Source organism: Paenibacillus sp. J22R160 (assembly GCF_059692135.1).
On record NZ_JCAUAU010000036.1, the window covers coordinates 1 to 21,327 of the forward strand.

At 47.2% G+C, this 21,327-nt stretch carries 21 protein-coding genes, 3 tRNA genes, 1 rRNA gene and 1 pseudogene; 4 read left to right on the top strand and 22 right to left on the bottom strand.

The window, feature by feature from the left end; genetic code table 11:
- Window positions 1-161: 161 nt before the first annotated feature.
- The 3 genes and pseudogenes from AC58UW_RS32530 to AC58UW_RS32540 all read right to left on the bottom strand — a co-directional run.
- A complete protein-coding gene (locus AC58UW_RS32530; protein ID WP_497424641.1) occupies window positions 162-1,601 on the bottom strand; it encodes an NAD-dependent malic enzyme in 1,440 nt (479 codons plus the stop codon).
- A 77-nt stretch (window positions 1,602-1,678) separates the two neighbouring features.
- A complete protein-coding gene (pdxR, locus tag AC58UW_RS32535) occupies window positions 1,679-2,944 on the bottom strand; it encodes a MocR-like pyridoxine biosynthesis transcription factor PdxR (protein WP_497424659.1) in 1,266 nt (421 codons plus the stop codon).
- A 243-nt stretch (window positions 2,945-3,187) separates the two neighbouring features.
- Window positions 3,188-3,415: pseudogene (locus tag AC58UW_RS32540) on the bottom strand (GntR family transcriptional regulator); the annotation flags it as partial.
- Window positions 3,416-3,641: 226 nt separating this feature from the next.
- Here AC58UW_RS32540 and AC58UW_RS32545 point away from each other — a divergent pair.
- Together AC58UW_RS32545 and AC58UW_RS32550 are read left to right on the top strand one after the other, a co-directional pair.
- On the top strand, window positions 3,642-4,232 hold the full coding sequence (locus tag AC58UW_RS32545; protein WP_497424642.1) for a GNAT family N-acetyltransferase: 591 nt from the start codon (window positions 3,642-3,644) through the stop codon (window positions 4,230-4,232).
- A 114-nt stretch (window positions 4,233-4,346) separates the two neighbouring features.
- Window positions 4,347-5,657 carry an aminotransferase class I/II-fold pyridoxal phosphate-dependent enzyme gene (locus tag AC58UW_RS32550; protein ID WP_497424660.1) on the top strand — a complete coding sequence of 437 codons (1,311 nt, stop codon included), beginning with the start codon at window positions 4,347-4,349 and terminating at the stop codon, window positions 5,655-5,657.
- A 73-nt stretch (window positions 5,658-5,730) separates the two neighbouring features.
- Here the strand turns inward: AC58UW_RS32550 and AC58UW_RS32555 are convergent, their stop codons facing one another.
- From AC58UW_RS32555 to AC58UW_RS32565, 3 genes are all read right to left on the bottom strand, one after another.
- On the bottom strand, window positions 5,731-6,210 hold the full coding sequence (locus tag AC58UW_RS32555; protein ID WP_497424643.1) for an SRPBCC family protein: 480 nt from the start codon (window positions 6,208-6,210) through the stop codon (window positions 5,731-5,733).
- A 31-nt stretch (window positions 6,211-6,241) separates the two neighbouring features.
- Window positions 6,242-7,570 carry a DRTGG domain-containing protein gene (locus tag AC58UW_RS32560; protein WP_497424644.1) on the bottom strand — a complete coding sequence of 443 codons (1,329 nt, stop codon included), beginning with the start codon at window positions 7,568-7,570 and terminating at the stop codon, window positions 6,242-6,244.
- 129 nt (window positions 7,571-7,699) lie between these two features.
- Window positions 7,700-7,900 carry a hypothetical protein gene (locus AC58UW_RS32565; RefSeq protein WP_497424645.1) on the bottom strand — a complete coding sequence of 67 codons (201 nt, stop codon included), beginning with the start codon at window positions 7,898-7,900 and terminating at the stop codon, window positions 7,700-7,702.
- Window positions 7,901-8,143: 243 nt separating this feature from the next.
- Here AC58UW_RS32565 and AC58UW_RS32570 point away from each other — a divergent pair, with 243 nt between their 5' ends.
- Window positions 8,144-8,551: a cytochrome-c oxidase gene (locus AC58UW_RS32570; RefSeq protein WP_497424646.1), complete on the top strand. Its 408-nt coding sequence runs from the start codon at window positions 8,144-8,146 to the stop codon at window positions 8,549-8,551.
- A gap of 54 nt (window positions 8,552-8,605) precedes the next feature.
- Here AC58UW_RS32570 and AC58UW_RS32575 read toward each other — a convergent pair whose 3' ends face one another.
- The 5 genes from AC58UW_RS32575 to AC58UW_RS32595 all read right to left on the bottom strand — a co-directional run bounded on the left by AC58UW_RS32575 (window position 8,606) and on the right by AC58UW_RS32595 (window position 12,773).
- On the bottom strand, window positions 8,606-8,827 hold the full coding sequence (locus AC58UW_RS32575) for a hypothetical protein (protein ID WP_497424647.1): 222 nt from the start codon (window positions 8,825-8,827) through the stop codon (window positions 8,606-8,608).
- Between the two features lie 418 nt (window positions 8,828-9,245).
- Window positions 9,246-9,443, bottom strand: coding sequence for a twin-arginine translocase TatA/TatE family subunit (tatA, locus tag AC58UW_RS32580; protein WP_497424648.1), 198 nt, complete (start codon window positions 9,441-9,443; stop codon window positions 9,246-9,248).
- Window positions 9,444-9,467: 24 nt separating this feature from the next.
- Complete coding sequence (tatC, locus tag AC58UW_RS32585) at window positions 9,468-10,202, bottom strand: twin-arginine translocase subunit TatC (RefSeq protein ID WP_497424649.1); 735 nt, start codon at window positions 10,200-10,202, stop codon at window positions 9,468-9,470.
- A gap of 37 nt (window positions 10,203-10,239) precedes the next feature.
- Complete coding sequence (locus tag AC58UW_RS32590; protein ID WP_497424650.1) at window positions 10,240-11,961, bottom strand: GMC family oxidoreductase; 1,722 nt, start codon at window positions 11,959-11,961, stop codon at window positions 10,240-10,242.
- Window positions 11,962-11,999: 38 nt separating this feature from the next.
- The gene (locus AC58UW_RS32595; RefSeq protein ID WP_497424651.1) at window positions 12,000-12,773 is read right to left on the bottom strand and encodes a gluconate 2-dehydrogenase subunit 3 family protein; all 774 of its coding nucleotides are present in this window, start codon (window positions 12,771-12,773) and stop codon (window positions 12,000-12,002) included.
- 203 nt (window positions 12,774-12,976) lie between these two features.
- Between AC58UW_RS32595 and AC58UW_RS32600 the strand changes: the two genes are divergently transcribed.
- A complete protein-coding gene (locus tag AC58UW_RS32600) occupies window positions 12,977-13,357 on the top strand; it encodes a c-type cytochrome (RefSeq protein ID WP_497424652.1) in 381 nt (126 codons plus the stop codon).
- 42 nt (window positions 13,358-13,399) lie between these two features.
- Here the strand turns inward: AC58UW_RS32600 and AC58UW_RS32605 are convergent, their stop codons facing one another.
- The 11 genes from AC58UW_RS32605 to AC58UW_RS32655 all read right to left on the bottom strand — a co-directional run.
- Window positions 13,400-15,112 carry an adenine deaminase C-terminal domain-containing protein gene (locus AC58UW_RS32605; RefSeq protein ID WP_497424653.1) on the bottom strand — a complete coding sequence of 571 codons (1,713 nt, stop codon included), beginning with the start codon at window positions 15,110-15,112 and terminating at the stop codon, window positions 13,400-13,402.
- Between the two features lie 21 nt (window positions 15,113-15,133).
- Entirely contained in the window at window positions 15,134-16,195 is a 1,062-nt protein-coding gene (locus AC58UW_RS32610; RefSeq protein ID WP_497424654.1) for an ABC transporter ATP-binding protein, read from the bottom strand.
- A 15-nt stretch (window positions 16,196-16,210) separates the two neighbouring features.
- Entirely contained in the window at window positions 16,211-16,999 is a 789-nt protein-coding gene (locus AC58UW_RS32615; protein ID WP_497424655.1) for an ABC transporter permease, read from the bottom strand.
- Between the two features lie 4 nt (window positions 17,000-17,003).
- On the bottom strand, window positions 17,004-17,825 hold the full coding sequence (locus AC58UW_RS32620; RefSeq protein WP_497424656.1) for an ABC transporter permease: 822 nt from the start codon (window positions 17,823-17,825) through the stop codon (window positions 17,004-17,006).
- A 27-nt stretch (window positions 17,826-17,852) separates the two neighbouring features.
- Entirely contained in the window at window positions 17,853-18,785 is a 933-nt protein-coding gene (locus tag AC58UW_RS32625; RefSeq protein WP_497424657.1) for a nucleoside hydrolase, read from the bottom strand.
- A gap of 74 nt (window positions 18,786-18,859) precedes the next feature.
- Entirely contained in the window at window positions 18,860-19,963 is a 1,104-nt protein-coding gene (locus AC58UW_RS32630; RefSeq protein WP_497424658.1) for an ABC transporter substrate-binding protein, read from the bottom strand.
- Window positions 19,964-20,220: 257 nt separating this feature from the next.
- Window positions 20,221-20,571, bottom strand: coding sequence for a DUF2294 domain-containing protein (locus AC58UW_RS32635; protein WP_127456545.1), 351 nt, complete (start codon window positions 20,569-20,571; stop codon window positions 20,221-20,223).
- A 281-nt stretch (window positions 20,572-20,852) separates the two neighbouring features.
- A tRNA-Leu gene (locus AC58UW_RS32640) sits at window positions 20,853-20,934 on the bottom strand.
- Between the two features lie 15 nt (window positions 20,935-20,949).
- A tRNA-Gln gene (locus AC58UW_RS32645) sits at window positions 20,950-21,021 on the bottom strand.
- A gap of 17 nt (window positions 21,022-21,038) precedes the next feature.
- Window positions 21,039-21,111: transfer RNA gene (locus AC58UW_RS32650), tRNA-His, on the bottom strand.
- Between the two features lie 132 nt (window positions 21,112-21,243).
- Window positions 21,244-21,327: ribosomal RNA gene (locus AC58UW_RS32655) — 23S ribosomal RNA — on the bottom strand; the annotation flags it as partial.

The following is a 21,327-nucleotide window of genomic DNA, read 5'->3' on the forward strand; positions in this document are numbered from 1 at the left end:
TTTTTGAATTCTTCATTATAACGTTTCCGTTGTTCACCCATGGGAACACCTCCTGATATATTCATTATCGAATTCTCTTATTGAGGTGTCCACTCTTTATTCTAGCTGCAATTTTCCTTGTATTTAAGTAACCAGATGAGGTGAAATTATTTTCACCCTGTCTATTCGTGATGGGAATCTTGTGTCTCACGTTGCCTGCGACGGCGAGCCACACCTGATTCATAAGCTGCTTCCATGACCGCTTCGCGTACCTTCTCAACAACCGCATGATTGAATACGCTCGGAATAATGTAATACTCGCTCAGCTCATCTTCATTCACTACCGAAGCAATCGCTTTGGCTGCTGCAAGTTTCATTTCTTGCGTGATCCGGGAAGCGCGGCAATCCAGCACACCACGGAAAATGCCCGGGAAACAGAGCACATTATTGATTTGATTCGGATAATCCGAACGCCCTGTCGCCATAACACGTACGTAAGGCTCCGCTTCTTCTGGCGTGATTTCCGGTGTCGGATTCGCCATAGCGAATACGATCGGGTCAGTAGCCATTTTCTTCACATCATCTACCTTCAAAACGCCAGGACCGGATAGACCGATGAAAATATCAGCGCCAGCAATCACATCGGACAAAGTCCCTTTTAGCTCGAAAGGATTCGTGTTTTTCGCATACCAATCCCAAGCGGAATTCGTATAACTTTCTCCGCGTACGATTGCGCCTTGCCTGTCTACACCAATAACGTTGGTGACACCTGCAGCAAGCAGCATTTTGGTGCAAGCAATTCCTGCTGCTCCGATGCCCGTGATAACAACCTTACACGACTCCAACTGTTTGCCCACGAGTTTAACTGCGTTAAGCAAACCAGCAAGAATAACAACCGCAGTTCCGTGCTGATCGTCATGGAATACCGGAATATCCAATTCATTGATTAATCGTTCTTCAATTTCAAAACAGCGCGGCGACGAAATATCCTCTAAATTGATACCGCCGAACGCAGGAGCTATGGCTTTCACTGTACGAATGATTTCTTCCGTATCCTGTGTGTCAAGGCAAATTGGGAAAGCATCAACGCCTGCCATTTGCTTGAAAAGCATAGCTTTACCTTCCATAACCGGCATAGCCGCTTCCGGTCCGATATTGCCAAGTCCGAGGACGGCTGTCCCGTCAGAAACGACGGCAACGGTATTACGTTTGATCGTTAATGAGTGCGCTTTGGATGGATCTTCATGAATCGCCATACAAACACGAGCGACTCCCGGTGTATATACACGGGACAGGTCGTCCCGATTTTTAATCGGAATCTTCGGAGTGACTTCAATTTTTCCGCCCAAATGCATAAGGAACGTTTGGTCGGATACGTTAATTAACCGTACACCGGGAATACCTTTCAGTACTTTAACAATCACTTCGGTATGATCCGGATCGCTAACTTGAACTGTAATATCCCGTGTTGTTGTTGTTTTGCTGGCTCGCGTCACGTCAACCGCGACGATATCGCCACCGGCATCGCCTATGGCTGTAGCAATTTTCCCAAACGTGACCTGTTCTTTATGTATTTCCAAACGCACAATCACGCTTGTGCCTCCACCATTTAATCCTGCCATTTAGGGATCACTCCTACAATAAAATGATTAATTGACCACATGTTAGATCATAGCATACTCTGTCAACCATGCCAAAATCATATTGTTGATTTTATGACAATTTCTGAGACTTGTCGCAGGCCAGCAACGCCTTGGCGTATTTCCTGCTCCGTGAGATGCGCAAAACCGAAGCATGCCCCGGCCTTCCCCGGGGGGATGCCGTAGGAACTGGCGTCGCTCCACGTGACGCCGACCTTACGACACTCGGCTGCATAAGCGGCATAGGTGCGGGGGTCCCCCCGCCACCAGCCGAACTGATGCAGCCCCGCGTCACTCTCCACCCAGTCGAAGAGGGTGGAGAGCTGCTCCTGCAGCAGCGCCTGCAGGAGCAAGAACTTGCTCGCGTACACCCGCCGCATGCGGCGCAGGTGTCGCTCGTAGCCGCCGCTCGCCATGAATGCGGCGAGCGAGCGCTGTTCGAGCAGCCCCGAGGGGTGCGGCTCGTATAGCCGCTTCGCGGCCACAAAAGCGTCGTGCAGCGCCTCCGGCAGCACGACATATCCGATGCGCAGGTCCTGCAGCATCGTTTTGGAAAAGGTGCCGATGTAGACCACTCGGCCCTCCTGGTCCAGCACCTTGAGCGGCTCAATCGGCCGCCCGCGGTGCCTGAACTCGCTGTCATAGTCGTCTTCGACGATGACAGCGCCCTGCTCCGCCGCCCAGCGCAGCAATTGCTGGCGGCGCTCTAGACCCAGTACCGCCCCCGTAGGGAACTGGCGGCTCGGTGTCACGAACAGCAGCCGTGCGTTCCACGGCTGCGGGACTAGCCCTTGCCCATCCACAGCTGCGTGGATGGGCACTCCGCCAGCCGCCAGCACAGCGCGGCTGGCGCCTTGGTAGCCCGGGCGCTCCACGATGACGGGATCGCCTTCGTTCACAAGCATTTGGGTCAGCAGCGCGATCGCTTGCATCGACCCGTTAACGATGACGATGCGCTCTGGCGGCGCCTCGATGCCGCGTATTCGCCTTAGGTGCTGTGCAATCGCTTCGCGAAGCGCATAATGCCCCTCGGCGACGTGAGCCTCTTGCTGCGGCGATTCCGTCATCCGCCGCACCTGCTCGTACATCCCGCGGTTCCATAGCTCCCGCGGGAATTCATCCAAGTGCGGCCGACCCATCACGAACGCAATCTTTTCCTTTTCCTTTTCCTTTTCCTTTTCCTTTTCCTTTTCCTTTTCCTTCTGCTTTTGCTCTTGCTCCCGTTCCTGCCCTAGCTCTCGCTCTTGCCCCCACTGCTCCCGTTCCTGCCCTAGCTCTCGCTCTTGCCCCCACTCCTGCCGTAGTTCTCGCCTTTGCTCCCGCACTTGTCTTCGCTCTTGCCCCCACTGCCCCAGCTCTCGCCTTTGCTCCTGCCCTAGCTCCCGCTCTTGCCCCCGCTCCTGCCCTAGCCCTAGCTCTCGCCCCCGCTCCCGAACCTGCTCTCGCCTCTGCCCCCGTCCTTCCCGATCCGCCTCACAAACCCGCGTCCCCCAGTCCGAAAGCCGAATATCCTTCCCCTCAAACGGCACTTGCCTCTCCTGCACCCCGTTATAAACAACATAAGTCCCTCTACCAACATCGGCGTGCAAATAACCCTCAGCAATCAGCATATCGTAAACCTGATTAACGGTCCCCCGAGATAGCCCATACATGGCGGCTAATTCACGACTCGATGGCAGCTTCGTACCACGCAGCAGCTTATTCCCCAAAATATTGTCATGCAGAGCATGATACAAAGCCGCATATTTACTCGCATGTTTCGCTTGATAGGTATGGTACGGTATGTGAAAATCCATACTTACTCCTCCATTTCCCCTTTAAAACTCCTCATTGCTTTCTATCTATTTCTAACGGTTCCCATTGTCTTCTCTTACCTTCCATTGCCTTCACAAAATCTCTTCCTCACTACACTCCAATTGGTCCACATAAACACATCCAAATTGGACCTTTTTATTACACCATTTTTCTATTATGCTTACTAAAATCTCATATATCTGACTTTTTGACAAGGAGAATATGCCAATGAATTTCCAACCACTCATGCTAGAAGGAGCCCAAGTTACTCTACTGCCGATGCAAGAATCCCACATTAGCGCTTTGGTGGAGGCGGCCTCAGACCCAGCCATCTTTGCTTACATGACCCCGCTGCTCCAATCTTCAGCCGTTGAACAATTTGTTCACCAAGCATTAGATGAACAAAAAGCTGGCCTAGGCATCCCCTACAGCGTATATGATAAACAGACCGATAGCATCGTAGGCAGCACGCGCCTATTCGACTACTCTGCCGCAAATCGTCATGTCGAGATCGGTCATACTTGGTACAATCCACGCGTTTGGCGAACCAGAGTTAATACGGAGTGTAAGTATCTGCTTCTGCAGCACTGCTTCGAGACCTTAGACCTGCTGCGCGTGCAGCTTAAAACAGACCTGAGAAACGAGCGCTCCCAAGCGGCAATAACGCGTATAGGCGCCCAAAAAGAAGGCACACTTCGCCAACATCGCGTCCTTCATGACGGCTATGTGCGGGACACCGTTATGTTCAGCATCATTGCCCGCGAATGGACAGATGTAAAGCTGCGGCTAGAAGGATTTTTAAATCAAGTAAACGTCTAGATCCGAATAAAATTCTATCCAAAAAAATTTGTTTCTCGCAGTGACGTTCTCCAGTGAAAGTGGTATAATAACTGCAAAAAATGAATAGCACATTGGAAGGAATGACCCATGCTTATGAATCCTCTGGCACGACAGTTAAACGAGACCCTGGAACGTGAAAATTCTCACGTATTTGACATGCTTTCTGCATTAGGTAGATCGATTTACTTCCCGAAAGAAGGCATTCTTAGCCAATCTGCTGAAGCCAAGGCAAAGGCCAAAAAGTTCAACGCTACGATTGGTATTGCGATCGAGAACGGTCAGCCAATGCATTTAAAGGTCATTCAAGATACTCTCTCTACCTACGCACCTAAAGATATATATGAATATGCGCCGCCAGCCGGCAAGCCCGAGCTCCGCAGCGCATGGCGCAAAAAAATGCTCGAAGAAAACCCTGAGATCGGCAGCAAACTCATCGGCAACCCGATTGTAACGAATGCGTTGACGCACGGTCTTAGTATTGCAGCAGATCTTTTCGCAGATGCTGATGACTCCGTTATTATTCCGGATAAAAACTGGGAGAATTACGAGCTCACTTTCGAAATCCGCCGCGGTGCGAAAATTGTGAACTTCCCGCTCTACAATGAGGAGCAGAAATTTAATGCTGCTGGCCTCCGCGAAGCGCTGCTTGCTCAACAATCCAAAGGCAAAGCCATCGTTGTCTTGAACTTCCCGAACAACCCTACTGGCTACACGCCTGGGCCTGAAGAAGGCAATGAAATTGCTGCAGCGATTAAAGATGCAGCTGAAGCTGGGATCAATGTCGTTGTGCTAACCGACGATGCTTACTTCGGACTTTTCTTCGAAGGGTCTCTTAGTGAGTCCTTGTTCGGTAAATTAGCGGACATTCACCCGCGCGTGCTTGCGATCAAAATTGACGGTGCTACCAAAGAAGAATACGTCTGGGGCTTCCGCGTTGGTTTCATTACTTATGCCGGTCAAAGCGAAGCTTTGCTCAGCGCGTTAGAACAAAAAACAATGGGTATCATCCGTGCGACGATTTCCAGCGGTCCTCACCCATCCCAAACCTTCGTGCTTCATGCGCTTAACTCACCGGAGTTCAATCAGCAGAAGCAGGAGAAATATGAGATCATGAAAGGCCGTGCTAACCGTACAAAGTCCATTCTGGACTCCGGCAAGTTCGATGATGCATGGGGCTATTACCCGTTCAACTCCGGTTACTTCATGTGCTTGAAGCTCAAAACTGTGGATGCCGAGGCTTTGCGTATCCACTTGCTGGATCAGCATGGCGTGGGTACCATCGCTCTCGGATCTTCTGATCTTCGCGTCGCTTTCTCCTGTATTGAAGAAGGCAATCTAGATGAGCTGTTCAACCTCATTTACCAAAGCGTGAAAGAAATCGAAACCGTCTCTGCTAACAAATAGCCGAAACGGACAAAGAGGCTGTCTTATAGGGTCTATATCGACCTATGAGCAGCCTCTTTATCATGCGAGTATCCTAATCCTGCCGAACCAATTCACCGTACTGCTCGTACCATTTCTTCCACTCATCCATCGGAAAGTCCATCGCTTGTCCATCTAGCAGCGCAGACATCATATCCAGACAAATGTGCCAGCCGGCCAAGTCCTTTGGCGTATGGTCCGTTATCGTGCTAATGAACTCTTTCAAAACGAGTAAAGAACCCTCTGACCTTGCCGAAATTTCAAAGCGGACACGATCTTCCCCCCACGTGAATTCAAGCACAGAAAGCGGCTCATAATCGGTAATCTCCATATCGATAAATGTACCCGAGCCATCCTTCATATCAAATTTCATATAGCCGCCTTTGCGCAGATCCTCGACTTGAAGATTGGTCATCCATTTCTCTAGGCGATCATTTTCGGTAAGGGCTGCCCAAACCTCGCTGACAGCATGCCCAAGCGGACGATCGTACTGAACAATATACCCGTTCTCATTTTTTTGAATCGAAGCAATCATGTGCATGTCCTCCTTGGATTTTAGTCAAATTTTAAAGGATGCGTGCCGTAATCATCGATCTAGCCACCCTGGCTCCATTCGCCACGATTTCCATATCAACTTTGAGAAATCGGCGTGTCATTTCCACAATCGTCGGCACAATTTCAAAGACCTCGTCCATTTGCAGCGGAATCAGAAAATAACAGGATGAGCTATCCAGAATGAGATCACCCTTCTTATGCTCTTTAACCGTGCGATAGGCTGCACGAATCATAATCGTGGTGAGCACCCCCTCCGATACTAAGCCTTCGAAGTTCGTCATTTGAGGCGTTATTGTCCCTTTAAAAGACAACTTGCCTTCGGCATCGCGCACCTCATCGATCCCTGCATAGATCTGCACTTCGAACGTCTCCGCGTTCTGCGGCTGCTGCTGCATGTGCTGCATCGCTTTCATGACGTCCTTGCGGCTAATGACGCCGATCATTTTCCGCTCCCTATCAATAACAGGCAGCAGTTCAATGCCTTCCCACACCATCATGTGCCCTGCTGAAGCAACCGAAGTTTTTAAGTTAATCATGAGCGGATTCGGCGTCATTAAGGTGCTGATGAGCTGGTTCGGCTTCGCACCCACAATATCCTTCGTGGTAATCATCCCTATGGGCATCTTATTGTCGTCGATGACAGGGTAGCGAGTGTGCATGGTTTTGTCTACCAGCTTTTGCATATCCTTGACGTTGTCCGTTCCATCCAGCGAGTAGATTGGACTGTCTTTGCTCATGATGTCACCGACATTCATGATCTTCTTCTTAATCAGCCTGTCTTCCATCGCGCGATTGATCATCGTAGCCACCGTGAATGTATCAAAAGAACTCCCGATGATCGGCAACTGAAGTTCATCTGCCAGCTCTTTGACCTCAGGTGTCGTATCAAAACCGCCCGTAATCAACACCCCAGCCCCTTGACTGAGGGCGCACATATGGGCTTGCACACGATTACCAACGATAAGCAAGTTGCCCGCTTCAATGTATTTCAGCATCGCTTCGAGCTGCATAGCGCCAATTACGAATTTGTTCAGTGACTTATGTATACCGGAAGATCCTCCAAGCACAACGCCTTCCACCACATTCACGATTTCCGCGAACGTTAACTTATCGATGACAGGCTCCTCTTTTTTTTCCATCCGTATCGTACCGATCCGGCGTTTGGTGCTGACCAGCCCGATATTTTCCGCCTCTTTGATGGCTCGATAAGCCGTTCCTTCGCTCACATCCAAATCTTGAGCAATTTGCCGAACAGACAGCTTCGTGCCAACAGGTACAGATTCAATATATTTCGTAATTTGTTCATGCTTCGTATGTAGCTCCGAATGGCCTGTGCTCATCCTTCACACCTCGCTGAACTGTGCTATAACATTGAGATAAGTATAGTACATTCAACTGGAAAAAGTAAGCAGATCGCCTGATTCTCAAATAGCCTCTTCAGCCTTTTGCACGATAAAAAAACCTGCCGATTATCCGGCAGGCTGAGTCTCATTATCAAATCCATAATAAAGTGCCAAAGCTACTGGTGATAAGGGATAGAAAGCTGTTTCGCCACACTCCACGTGTTCGGTTCGTTCCTGCCGATTCGCCATAATCCTCTGAAAGTCATAGGTGCGTTGGCGTGAAACCTTTCTACTCTCGAACTCCATCGAAGATGCCAAGCTGCTCATAACCATCTCCCCCTTCATTCCGCTAACTAATGTATTACTACATTAAACACTTTTATAATATATTATATAAATAACAAAAATATATGTGAAACAATAATAATAATTTAATTTATTTTATAACAATACATCGCCCAATCCATTAGCTTAATAAAATATTTAATCCATTTTGATTCCTAATGTCTTGTTTCTCGTCGCATATAACTTACAATAAGTGTGAAGTTAAAATTTGGGAGGGATCACGGAATGGCCAAGTCATTTTTGAAAATTGCTGCGATTTACATCACGCTAGGTGTTCTACTGGGAATGTTGATGGGCATCCTGCAAGATTTTAGACTCGCCTCGGTCCACGCGCACATAAATTTGCTGGGTTGGGTATCTATGGCGATCTTCGGTCTCATCTATCACTTCTATCCGCATGCAGCAGAAACGCGTCTAGCTAAGCTTCACTTCTGGTTACATAATATTGGCTTGCCCCTTATGCAGGGTGGACTAGCGATTGAGATTCTCTCCGGCAAATCCACCTTACTTCCGCTTATCATTGTCAGTTCCTTGCTTGTCGTTATTGGCGTCATCCTCTTTACGATTAACTTGTTCATGCAACTTGGAAACACATCTGTGAAACAAGTGAACAAGAAGGATTTGCCGGTTTAATCACATATATAAAACAAAACCTCGACAATCCTTCTCGGAGCGTCGAGGTTTTGATCAAAACATCATCTGGCATTGCGGAGGCAAAGTAACGACAAATGCGAATAAGGTGCGAGAGAATCTTTTCGTACCCACGACTACCTCATTATCGTCGTACTCCTGAACAAGACCACCACCAACCATTTTCCCTTCCGTCAAAACCATCACATATTCACTGAACAATATAGCGTTATCGAACTCATAATCCCGATGAATCGTTCTTATGCGCATATCCCACATCGCGTACAGCGCCCCCTGTATGCTTCAATATCAAAGACTTAAACCTTATAATATATATGCTAAAATATACCATTAAGGAAGTTACAGAATGGTTACACCTATTCTATAAATAAAAAGAACCGTCAGGATCCTCCTGACGGTTCTTCTAGGTTTAGCGAACACTCCGTATTATCCCGAAGACCAAGTGGGAATCCGGCTACAAGCTAATGCAAGGGAACTAGAGTCCCCTATTTGGAGAAAACAAGCTGTTTCCTTTCTGAGCGGAACTACAGGCTCTTATTTGTCCTCCATGGCATCTTTTTCAGGTGAAATTGATAAAATAGAGGATCGTAGTTCCCCATCTTCATGGAAAGTATTCCTTTTCATCGAAATAGAGGACTATAGTTCCCTCCCTCTAATCTCACTACTAGTCACCTTCTCAAAAAGGCTTCTTACCCTCATTTTCAATCAGCTGCTCACGTTCGCCATCATCCATAATATTGCGCGTCGAATTACGGAACTCTCGAAGCGTATCGCCAAAGGCTCTTCCAAGCTGCGGCAATTTGGACGGGCCGAAGACGATTAAGGCTATCGCCAAAATTAAGATTAAACCTGATACACCAATATTGTTAAACATGCGTATCCTCCTTTTTATGAAACCTTAGCTATTTGTCGGACTGCTTTGCCTCATCATCGCTCTCCACTGCCAGTTGGAGGCCAAAGCACTGATCTCAAACAACAACAGCAACGGAACGGTTACCGATAGATGTGAAACCATGTCTGGAGGCGAAATGCACGATCCTGTAATCGTTAAAGCGATGTACGCGTACTTCCTGGACATTTTCAAACGCTGCGGCGTTAACAGTCCTATTTTGGTCAAAAACAGAAGAATCACAGGCAGCTCAAACGCTATGGCCATCGGAAACACGATTTGAAACAGAAACCCAAAGTACCGGTCAATGCCATAGGTTTCCACCGCGCCAATAGTTTGATTCATACGCATCATAAAGCGAACCATCATAGGGAAGACGACCCAGTAGCTGAACGCTACCCCGATGATGAAGAGCGCAAAAGCCACTGGGATGTAAGGAAGAGCGCTTCTAGACTCCGATTCGGTAAGCCCTGGCCTGACGAATGCCCACAACTGGTAGAGTATCACCGGCACCGTAAACAATAGAGCGAAGAGGAATGCGCACTTCATATAAATCATCAGCCCATCTGTAAACGAGAACACATTCCACTTAATCTCACCGATCATAGGCTGCGTTTTCAAATACAGCAGAATATCACTGGAGAGATATAACCCGGCGCATAACATGATGACAAACCAAGCCAACACAATGATTAACCGCTTTCGGACCTCGGTAAGATGCAATATCAAATCTTCTTGCTCCATGCGGGGCCTCCCATCTATAGGTCGCATTCGCGCCTGATTAAACGACCATTCCGCCTTGTTTCAAATATTTCGCGATCCCTTCAACAGCTCTATACGCGAGAGCTCCAACGGTCCCTGTCGGGTTATAGCCGCTGTTATGAGCAAATGCTGACGCTCCGACAACAAAAACATTTTCAGCATCCCACATTTGCATATAGGAATTAACAGCCGAGGTAGAAGGATCTGCGCCCATGATGACTCCGCCTGTGTTATGCGTGGACTGATACGGCACGATATTGTAAGGCCCGAGCTGATCCGATGAGCCAATGCTCGTTGGATTCATTTCCTTCATAATTTCAGCCGCCTTACCGCTCACGAATTTGATCATCTGCCGATCCTGCTCTTCGAAATCAAACGTAATGCGCGGCAAGGGAAGCCCGTAGGCATCTTTATAGGTAGGGTCGAGATCCACATAGTGATGCTTCCAAGGCAAACTTGATCCTTGTGGCGACACGGCCAAGACGCTATTCGCGTATTTCAGCGATTTCTGTTTGAAATCTTTCCCCCACGCGGGTGTACCTTTGGGAACTGAGTTGGTAGCGATCGGCCGTTGTCCGGTTTGGGAAATCCGAATACCGGCTCCATGAAGGAAACTAAGACTGCTATGGTCAAAATTATCTCCATTGAAATCAGGAATCTCCATGCCAAGCGATCCTGCACCTGCATACAGATTGAACGCTTTGTCGTCAAAAAATCCCGTAGCTGAGCCACCGTTCGTTTGGTAACAGTAATTTTTACCGATTACTCCTTTACCAGAGGCTGGATCATAAGGTTTACCCAATTTGGATGTCAGCAAGAGTTTAATGTTGTTGAACACATAGCTGGCCATAATCACCACATCAGCAGGCTGCTCGAACTGTTCGCCTGTCACCGTGTTGACATAAACAACTCCACTTGCCTTCTTCCCGTCATTTAACACTTGAATGACATTTGAGTAAGAGCGCAGCTCGAAATTGCCCGACTTCTGAGCAATTGGCAGCACGGTGACCACAGCATCCGCCTTGGCTCCATACTCACAGCCAAAACGCTCACAATATCCGCAGTATTGGCATGCCGCTCTGGTAATACCGTCCGGATTCGTATATTGCTCGGACAGATTCGCCGACGGCATCATGTAGGGGTGATAGCCCAGTTTTTTCGTCGCATCCTCGAACAACTTCAGAACTGGCGTTTTCACCATTGCCTTCGTTGGGAACGGATTCGAACGCTTGCCCACCATCGGATTCTGATCCGGATCGCCCGAGATGCCTGCCAGCTTTTCAAATTTATCGAAATAGGGCTCCAATTGGTCATACGTGATGCCCCAGTCCTGGATGGTCATTCCATCCGGTATCTTCTGCTTCCCGTACCTCTCGACCGTTTTACTATAGATTTCAAAATCGTACGGAAGGAACCGATACGTTTGGCCATTCCAGTGAATACTCGACCCGCCGAGCCCTTCACCGAGCAAAAAGGAGCCGTATTCACGCATGGGAACAGCCGCTAGCTTCTCCGTATTACGGAACGTCACCGTCTCCTTGGATAGATCCTGCATCAGATCGTACCTGGAGGCGTAACGCAGCTCGTCATGCACCATGTAATAATCCTGGGTGCTTCTTGGCTTCCCACGCTCTAGTCCAACCACCTTGACTCCTTGCTTCGACAGCTCGGCAGCGATGATGCCCCCGACCCATCCCATTCCAACAATAACTACTGGAACTTTTGGCATTTTAGTAGCCATGTGCTTTCTTCCCTTCCTTCATTGGATTTCGCCCTTAATTAATGTACAAAATGATCATGCAAGCTCCGTGGTTCCATAGCGACGAATTGATCTTTGCTCATGATATCGGTATAGGTCATTTGGTTGCCCGGATATTTCCGCATTTTCCAGCCCTGCATATCCTTATTCCCTCCGTATAGCGGGTCCGAATACACGCCTTCCATCACAAGCACACGAAATTGATTGAAAAAGGTTTTACCCGTTACGCCATTTACAACATTAATTTCGCCTTTTTCCATCGAAGTGAGAATCGCATCCTGTTCCTCAGGAGCCAGCTCCACGAAGGACTTGGTATATTTAGATTTGCTCGCTTCTTCCATACTCTGCAGTCCCATCGTGATCAGTTCGTGGCGCTGAATACTTAAGTAGTCGCCTTGTGTCACTTCCCCTTTAACGAAAGGGCCTGTCCGATACGTCCGGGCATTCACGCCCCAAGGACTTGCCAACTGATGATCGATGTAAAAGGCAACCCCTAATTCCGTCGCTCCCGGACCGCTTTCATCTTTTGGAAAAATACGTTCAGCCGCTGCTTCCGTCATCTGAAGCTGAGCCTGGTTGAAAAACATAGGCGCTCTGTTGTAGTCCATTCCTGCTTGAACCTGCGGGGATGCAGATGGCGAAGGGGTTGGCGTCGCCGGCTTTTTGGTAAATCCACCGGAAATCGCACTGCCAATCACGCCTCCAACCACTACGCCACCTATGGCAGTTCCGGTATATTTCAAGAAACTGCGTCGCGACTGGTCAGGGGAATTCTCCACATTTTTATCAGCCATATGGTTGCCTCCTTGGAATTTTATGAACTTTAGGTTAGTTATGGTAGTTATGGATATCATGAGCTCAGACCTGCTATCTTATTCATTTTTTGCATGAAAAATTGGCAATTCGGGCAATGTAAATTTACAGTCATTACGCAGATTTTTGCCTGCAATCAGTGGCTGTCTTGCACTTGAACCTACGTATATGAGGAGAAGTCCACATGAAGAAAACCTTATTAATTCTCACTCTGTTGCTCGCCAGTTCTCTAGCTGCTTGCGGCAAGAGTGAAACAAAACCGGAGGCAAGCACGTCTGCATCTGCAAGCCCTGCCGCGTCAGCAAGCCCGTCCGCGACCCAGAGCACAGGGGGTACAACCAAGGTTGAGGCTTCCGCCGTGTTCAAAGCCAACTGTGTAAGCTGCCATGGCGTCAACTTGGAAGGTGCTGTAGGACCTAATCTTCAAAAAGTAGGCAGCAAGCTATCTAAGGATCAAGTTGCTGCAACGGTCACAAACGGAAGAGGCGCAATGCCTAGCTTTAAAGGCAAGCTAAATGATGATGAAATTTCATCCCTCGCTACTTGGCTTGCCGACAAGAAATAGATACAAAAAAATCCCGCCTCGGAATGAGTGCGGGATTTTATATTAAGTAGAGACGATTAATGGTACGACTTTACCACTATTCACGTCGATTAGACCATAGTCGGTAATTTTCAACGCTGGACTTACAGGTAAAGAATGCGTGCTGATCGACATAATAGGATTATAATGACAGTAGCCTAAAGATTCCATCGCTTTACGCAGCTGTTCTACTTCCTTGGCTACTTGCTCAAGTGGAGCTTCCGTTAAAATACCGCCGACAGGCAGCTTCAGAGAAGCGATAACCTTACCGTCTTCTACGACGCTAAAGCCCCCCTGATTGTTGATCACCTCATTAGCCGCGATGATCATATCATGAGGATTGTGTCCGACAACAAGTAAGTTATGATTATCATGGGAATACGTCGTCGCCACGGCTCCTCGTTTAATCGTATCGCCGCCTATTAGACCATAAGCACGATTTCCGTTTTTACCATAGCGCTCAAAAGTAGCAATAAGCCCCTTACCACTCTCCTGCCACATGAGCTCACCTGAGCGAACATTAACCTCCGTGTGATGCTCCTCTGTAAAGGTAGAACCGTTTTTCACCATCATCACACGGCACGCATACGAACCGTCCATTACTTCTAAATTGACTGAGAAATCTGTTTCCGTTAACGGAGACATCTGCACGCTTTGATAATAATGCGCCGGAAAAGCAGGCGCGTTCGTGACTGAGGTATAGGCCTTGTGAACATCATAAACCTTGCGTCCGTGCTTGAACACTTGATCAATTGTCAGGAGCTCCAGATTAGAAATTAGCTGGAAATCACCGACTTTGCCCGGTGCAATAACGCCGCGATCATACATCCGCATTCTTTTGGCTGGAGAAAGCGTACTGGCATAGATCGCATGCTCGGGCTTCATGCCCATCTCGATGGCTTTACGCACAATATGATTTAAGTGACCACGACGCTCGAAGGAGTCCGCCATGACATCATCGGTAACAAAGCAGAAGTGCTCAGACACTTCATGCTCCATCAAATAATCCATTACTTCAGGCGTCATGGATTTTTCCTGAATTTCTATAAACATGCCCGCAGCGATCCGGGCTTCCATCCCCTCGATCGTCTGATGCGTGTGATCCGAATCGACTCCACTATAGATCATCCTATGCAAGTCCAAATCCAGCAGTTTCGGCACATGCCCCTCAATAATCAGATGAGGATAGTGTTTGCGAATATGAGTGAGGATGTGATTCGTTTTGCAGTCTGGATCTGTTATGACATCTACGAAATTCATAATTTCACCTAGACAAATAATTCGCTCCGTTCGCAACAACTCGTCCATATCCTCGATTTCGATTGATCCGCCGGACGTTTCCATGGAGGTAGCAGGAACCGAACTAGGAAGGGCATAGAACATGTCCGCTACACAATTCTGGCTAGCTTTGATGAATTCCTTGACCCCGTCAAGTCCGAAAACATTAGCAATTTCATGCGGCTCCGGAACAATCGTTGTAACCCCATTGCGAATAAGTCCGTAGGAGAACGTCTCCGGTGTCACCATTGTGCTTTCAATGTGCAGATGGATGTCAATTAGGCCTGGAATCATGTAGCGCCCTTGCCCGTCCAAACGCTCCGCAGCTGCAAAGCTTTCCGCACCTTTATTGCCGATATATAGAAACTTGCCATCTAGAATGGCTGCGTTACCTTCAATGAATGTTTTAAAAAAGCCATTATAAATCTTTACATTTTCGATCAGTAAATCAACATGCATATGCCTTTACCCCCAAGTACACTACTCTACTAGAACCAATTTCTCGCTTGGAAAATGAAGCCGAACCTCTTGCCCGCTTGGATACGGGAATGCCATTTCTTTATTGACAGTGATGTCTCCCAAAATTGTCTCAACGACGTATTGATAGCTTCTCCCTAAGAAGGTGCTCACCTTAACTCGTCCTGACACTACATTGGAACCTTCCTCAATTTCTTCCGCCATACCAAGAACGACATCATCTGGACGAATAGCGCCTTGCATCCCGACCTGATCTCCCTTATTAGCATGCTTAGTTACAGTGAACATTTGATCTTTCACTTTCAGGGCAATCACTTCTTTGTCATCAAACCTGGTATCGAAAGAGATAAAATTCGTAAAACCAATAAAACGAGCTACGAACTCTGTTTTTGGATATTTGAAAATCGTTGCCGGAGCACCCAGCTGCTCGATAATCCCTTTATTCATAATGGCTACCTGATCCGAAATGGAGAAGCACTCCTCTTGATCATGGGAAACATAGACGGTAGTGATACCAAGCTCCTGCTGGATACGGCGAATCTCAACGCGCATATTGATGCGCAGATTAGCGTCCAGATTACTTAGGGGCTCGTCGAAGAGCAGCAGCTCGGGCTCGATGACTAGCGCACGGGCAATAGCTACCCGCTGTCTCTGTCCGCCTGAAAGTTCTTTCGGGTAACGCTTCTCGAAGCCGGACAAGCTTACCGTTTCTAGAATGTTCCGAACACGTCGATCAAGCTCCGCCCCGCTCACCTTCCGAAGACGAAGGCCGAAGGCCACATTATCGTAGATGGACAAGTGCGGGAACAGCGCATAACTCTGGAACACGAAGCCGAAGTTACGCTTGCTAACCGGAATCCGTGTGTAATCCTTCCCTTTTAAAGCGAACTTGCCCGCCTTAGCTTCCAAGAACCCGGCGATGAGCCGTAAGGTCGTTGTTTTCCCGCATCCGCTTGGACCGAGAAGAGATATTAAATTTCCTTTTTCTACACTTAAATTGAAGTCCTTCAAAATATATTGCTGGTCGTAGGCAACCGAAATATTTTCCAGAGTAAGCAATGCCATGGATGAAAGCCTCCGTTATCGTTTGGTGAAGTAGGATAAACCCATCAACCGTTCAATGATGAACATAAGTACCGCGGTGAAGATCATAAGTAAAACAGAAATAGCAGCAATCGTAGGGTCAAAATGGTTCTCCACGTATGTCAGCATCTGAATGGGCAGCGTGCTGATCCCAGGACCCGTCATAAAGACTGAGATGTCGACATTATTAAAAGATTCCAAGAACGCAATCAGAATAGCTGCAATAATACCTGATTTGATGTTTGGCAGGACCACTTTAAAGAAAGTTTTCAGCCGTCCGGCGCCAAGACTTAAGGCCGCTTCCTCAACCGCGAAATCGAAATTCGATAAGCTTGATGCGATGACACGGATGATAAAAGGAAGCATAATCACCGTATGCCCAATCAGCAAAGCTGCATAGATTGGAAGGTGATATGTGACGATAAGATATCTCAGCATCGTAAATCCAAGCACAATACCAGGAATAAGCACAGGGGAAATAAAAACGGCATTTAGTGCCTCTTTCCCTTTAAAAGCGAATCGACTTAGCGCATAAGCCGCTGGAATTCCAAGCAGCAAAGCAAACAAGTTACCAATCAGCGATACAATAATAGAGGTGCCCGCGGTTGTCATGAACATCTTCACTTCCCAAATGTTGCGGTACCATTTCAACGAAAATCCTGTCGGCGGGAATTTCAGTACACTCCCTGGCTCAAATGAAGCAAATGCTATAATAACGAGCGGCCCGAGCAAGAACATATAGACAAGAAGGGTGAAAAACGCCAGCCCTCGATTCTTTTCCCGCATAGTTCTACCCCTTCGGATTTAATTTAGTCGCCAGTTTATTCATAAGTGCGATGATTACGAAGGTGATCACAATCATAATCACAGCAATGACGGAAGCGAGATGCCAGTCGTTAAGCGTAATCGCATTCTGATAAAGGAACGTGGAGATAACCCGCTGCTTGCCACCGAGCAAGGCAGGCGTTGTATAAGCCGTCAAACTTCCGACAAAAACAAGAATACTTCCTATGATTAATCCGGGAACGCTGAGTGGCACAATGACCTTAACGAAAGCTTTGAATCGGTTAGCTCCCAAGCTCTCCGCCGCTTTGATCAGATCCGGATCTATATTCTCAAGAACACCGACCAACGTAATAAGGATGAGCGGTAAAAACAAGTGGATGAGTCCGATCATCATGGCCGCTGGCGTGTACAAAATATCCAGCGGTTCCTTAATGAGACCGATCGCGATCAGCGCGTTGTTGAGTAATCCTTTTTTACCTAAGATAATCATCCAACTGAACGACCTAACGACAGAGCTTGTCAGCAGTGGAAAAATCGCTAGCGCAAGCAGAATGGCCTTCTGCCTAGGACCCTGCTTGGATATAAAATAAGCTACCGGGAACCCAAGTAAGATACAGAGAATCGTGGTTACCAAGCTGACACGCAGCGTCGTCCACACAATTTTTAGAAAGTACGGGTCTTTGAAGAAATTTAAATATCCTGCAAAGGTAAATGTTCCTTTATCAAAAAAGGTCGAACCTATCGTAAGAAGGATCGGAACTACCATGAAAACCGTCAGGAACAATACGCCTGGCAGCAATAGTAATAATAAGTACGTTTTTTTCATGCAGCTTTACTCCTGTTCCTGGGTTCGCTATGCACGTAACGTGCGGATAAAAAGTTCGAGAAATTCGTCAGCCGCAACCTCGGTACATACTTGTACGTTGGCCGCTTTGGACAAGCGATTCTGAAAATCGCATACCGTTTGCCCATCACACAGCTCACTCTTGGTTTCTACATCGACGTAGTACTCGCGGGTCGTGACCAGCTGTTTGTTTAGCGCTACTCCTACAGCAAGAGGATCATGAAGCGCACAAGATCTAATACCATTGCGTTCATGGTAACGCTCCATATAATCCGCTGTACTCTCCTTCACATAACGAGCTATTGGCGAGTCCCCAAGTGCACGGATATGCTCGTCTGTCAGCAGCGCTTTCCTTGTTACATCCAAGCCTACGAGGGTCAGGTTCGGGAAGCCTGCTTGGACGACGATTTTGGCCGCTTCCGGATCGACGTAGATGTTGAACTCCGCTGTAGGCGTCACATTGCCGAAGCCTTGGACGACGCCGCCCATTACAATCACTTCTTTCAACTGATGAACCAGCTGAGGATTCTTCATAACCGCCAAAGCTAGGTTCGTCAGTGGAGCCGTCATGACTAGGGTAACCTCTCCAGCGTGCTGTTTCACTTGATCCACGATGAAATCAACAGCATGCCCATCGGCTGCCTCTACATGAACCGGCATGTCGAGTAAAGCTCCGCCAAGCCCATCCTTGCCATGGACGCGATGCTCAAAGAAAGTTTGGCGCATCAAGGGTTTATTCGCGCCTCGAATAACAGGAATCTCATGCTCTACCCCAAGCAGTTGCAGAATTTTGCATGTATTCACAGTCGCTTGATCCAACGATACGTTTCCATTCACCGTAGTGATGCCCAGTACGTCCATTTCTCCGCTTTTTACGGCAAGCAGGATTCCCAGTGCATCATCTATCCCTGTATCCACGTCGAGGATGACTTTCTTTTTCATAACTAAGCCCCCTTCAAGTCCTTTTAAGAAAACAAAGGTATACACACAAGCATATACCCTTGTCCACTTCTATATTATTGAGCAACTTCCTTATTCCAACGATCAATCCACGATTTAAGATGCTCATTCACGAATTTCATATCCATCTTGATCAACTTATTTACAACATCTGCGCCATAAGTAATCCCTTGAGCTTCATCAGCCGAGAGCTGCAGTGTAGTGTTTACAGGTGAGTCCACTTTTGCTTTAGCCGATTTCTCTTGCACTTCTTTGCTCAAATGCCAGTTGATGAAATCTTCCGCCAGTTGCTTATTTTTGCTTCCTTTAACGACGTTGACCGTATTCATTACGGCATATGCCCCTTCTGCTGGGGAAATGAACTTCGTATCAGGCACAGCCGCTTTCAAATCCTTCACGTACATCTCCATGATAGGCCCAGCAGCAATTTCTCCTTGCGCGAACATATTAACGAATTCAGAAGTTTGTCCATAATACTTGACTACTCCTTTATTCAGCTCTTTAACCTTTGTGAAAGCTTGATCTTCATTGAATTTCGCATTGCCGGATACCAGTGATGCTGCATCTAGAACCATTGGACCGGTTGTAGACGTAATGTTTGGCAGTGTCAGCTTCTTGGAGAGCTCAGGACTCCACAAGTCGCTCCACGACTTGATCTCTTTACCGACTGCTTTCGGATTATAGGCAATTCCGAATCGGCCAATCGTATAGGCAGGACCGTAATCTTCACCAAGCGGTGCCTTAGCAATATCATAGATATCTTTTAAATTCGGAATTCGGGTGCGGTCGATTTTTTCGAACAGTCCTGCTTCAATACCTTGCTGCGCATAGTAGTCGGATAAATACATAAGATCCACTTTTGAACTGCCTTGTTTCACTTTGTTTAAACGTTCGGAGTTATTGCCGATTTCCAAAACAATCTTTACATTATGCTCTTTCTCAAAAGGTGCATATACTTCTTTCTTGAAGAAATCATCGGAAAAACCCCAAGTGGAAATAACCAGTTGTGTAGGTTCTCCTTTTGTTGCTCCTGCAGGCGTAGCTGTAGCTGTTGCTGCACCCGTATTACCCTGATCTTTTGCAGGTCCAGTCCCACACCCCGTCAAGGCCAGTCCTACTACGGATAAAGAAATCAAACCACGAAGCATTTTTTGTTTCATCGTTAACATCCTCCCAATATCATATATATAATTTGTAGCGAAAATCCTTTTGTTAAATTTTTACTAGTATGCTACACAGGCTCATAAATATATGCCGTGCTTCTTGCTATGGCTATAAAAAAATAGAAAAGTGCCCTTGATAGAAGATAACTTCTAACAAGAGCACTTTTCATCGTAAACAATGGAAAGAGACATCAAGTGATATACGAGCGGGTATCCTCTTAAGATAGATCAAAAGAGATACACCGTGGTCTAGACTATTTAGTTGGTTTAAGAATAATGTTCGTTATGGCCCATTGCGTCGGTGGATCATAGTCTCTTAACACCGCATCCATGGACAACCCGAGTTCTTGCTCCAGCTTCTCCCGGATTCTCTTCTTGTAAATCGAGGACATGTAAAAATCGACCTCGTGTTTTAGCGTAGGAGCCTCTCCTTCTAATGCTGTTGAGCGGGGCGACCGACGATGCTTGGCATGAAACGTGATGATATTCTGATCCAAAGAAACCTTCAGCAATGTTGTACCAAAACCGAATAACTCTTTGGATATCTCGTTATACAGGTGACACAGCTTCTTCTTGTATTCATTCGAATCATCCGGTACGGACATTAAATCACCTTCAAGAGGAATAATTGATCTGTATTTTTTCGAACTATACTAATAATACATAGGATTCCTTAATTAATCAAGGTTATTGTTCGTGATTTTAAATGGAATTAAACGTAATTCGACCTAAACTCTTGAAAAACAACCGTTTTTCCGAATGTCGATCCTAAAAATGATAGTCACAAGGAGTGTCAATTGGATATGGGAGATTCATAGTCATCCGGGAGACTTTGCTATAAAACAAAAAAACCTTACATATGTAAGGTTTACTCGTAAATCTGGGATGCGGTCGGAGGGATTTGAACCCTCACGCCTTGTGAGCGCCACCCCCTCAAGATGGTGTGTCTGCCGTTCCACCACGACCGCTTAAAGGAAGATAAACTGGGGATCTAGGATTCGAACCTAGGCATGACGGAGTCAAAGTCCGTTGCCTTACCGCTTGGCTAATCCCCAACAAAATAAGGGAAAAGGGCGACCGATGGGACTTGAACCCACGAATGCTGGATCCACAAACCAGTGCGTTAACCCCTTCGCCACGATCGCCACAGTAGGGATTTATTCCCTGAAGACTAGATACGAAACTTACGTAAAGTGGAAATTAGGGTGGAATCTTTTGGGCCCCGAGAAAGTATTCGGAATCAGCTACAGAGCTTATCTTCACTTTCTTGGGTACATTTGGTTAAGCCCTCGACCGATTAGTATTCGTCAGCTGCATGCATTGCTGCACTTCCACCTCGAACCTATCAACCTCGTCGTCTA

Bases quoted from the DNA above. Each gene is read 5' to 3' on its own strand.
- AC58UW_RS32575 (WP_497424647.1), bottom strand. From the start codon at position 8,827: ATGTGGGATATGCGCATAAGAACGATTCATCGGGATTATGAGTTCGAT.
- AC58UW_RS32550 (WP_497424660.1), top strand. From the start codon at position 4,347: ATGAATCCTCTGGCACGACAGTTAAACGAGACCCTGGAACGTGAAAAT.
- AC58UW_RS32545 (WP_497424642.1), top strand. From the start codon at position 3,642: ATGAATTTCCAACCACTCATGCTAGAAGGAGCCCAAGTTACTCTACTG.
- AC58UW_RS32630 (WP_497424658.1), bottom strand. From the start codon at position 19,963: ATGAAACAAAAAATGCTTCGTGGTTTGATTTCTTTATCCGTAGTAGGA.
- AC58UW_RS32590 (WP_497424650.1), bottom strand. From the start codon at position 11,961: ATGGCTACTAAAATGCCAAAAGTTCCAGTAGTTATTGTTGGAATGGGA.
- AC58UW_RS32615 (WP_497424655.1), bottom strand. From the start codon at position 16,999: ATGCGGGAAAAGAATCGAGGGCTGGCGTTTTTCACCCTTCTTGTCTAT.
- AC58UW_RS32625 (WP_497424657.1), bottom strand. From the start codon at position 18,785: ATGAAAAAGAAAGTCATCCTCGACGTGGATACAGGGATAGATGATGCA.
- AC58UW_RS32610 (WP_497424654.1), bottom strand. From the start codon at position 16,195: ATGGCATTGCTTACTCTGGAAAATATTTCGGTTGCCTACGACCAGCAA.
- AC58UW_RS32565 (WP_497424645.1), bottom strand. From the start codon at position 7,900: ATGAGCAGCTTGGCATCTTCGATGGAGTTCGAGAGTAGAAAGGTTTCA.
- tatA (WP_497424648.1), bottom strand. From the start codon at position 9,443: ATGTTTAACAATATTGGTGTATCAGGTTTAATCTTAATTTTGGCGATA.
- AC58UW_RS32635 (WP_127456545.1), bottom strand. From the start codon at position 20,571: ATGTCCGTACCGGATGATTCGAATGAATACAAGAAGAAGCTGTGTCAC.
- AC58UW_RS32605 (WP_497424653.1), bottom strand. From the start codon at position 15,112: ATGCATGTTGATTTACTGATCGAAAATGTAAAGATTTATAATGGCTTT.
- AC58UW_RS32595 (WP_497424651.1), bottom strand. From the start codon at position 12,773: ATGGCTGATAAAAATGTGGAGAATTCCCCTGACCAGTCGCGACGCAGT.
- tatC (WP_497424649.1), bottom strand. From the start codon at position 10,202: ATGGAGCAAGAAGATTTGATATTGCATCTTACCGAGGTCCGAAAGCGG.
- AC58UW_RS32530 (WP_497424641.1), bottom strand. From the start codon at position 1,601: ATGGCAGGATTAAATGGTGGAGGCACAAGCGTGATTGTGCGTTTGGAA.
- AC58UW_RS32570 (WP_497424646.1), top strand. From the start codon at position 8,144: ATGGCCAAGTCATTTTTGAAAATTGCTGCGATTTACATCACGCTAGGT.
- AC58UW_RS32600 (WP_497424652.1), top strand. From the start codon at position 12,977: ATGAAGAAAACCTTATTAATTCTCACTCTGTTGCTCGCCAGTTCTCTA.
- AC58UW_RS32555 (WP_497424643.1), bottom strand. From the start codon at position 6,210: ATGATTGCTTCGATTCAAAAAAATGAGAACGGGTATATTGTTCAGTAC.
- AC58UW_RS32620 (WP_497424656.1), bottom strand. From the start codon at position 17,825: ATGAAAAAAACGTACTTATTATTACTATTGCTGCCAGGCGTATTGTTC.
- AC58UW_RS32560 (WP_497424644.1), bottom strand. From the start codon at position 7,570: ATGAGCACAGGCCATTCGGAGCTACATACGAAGCATGAACAAATTACG.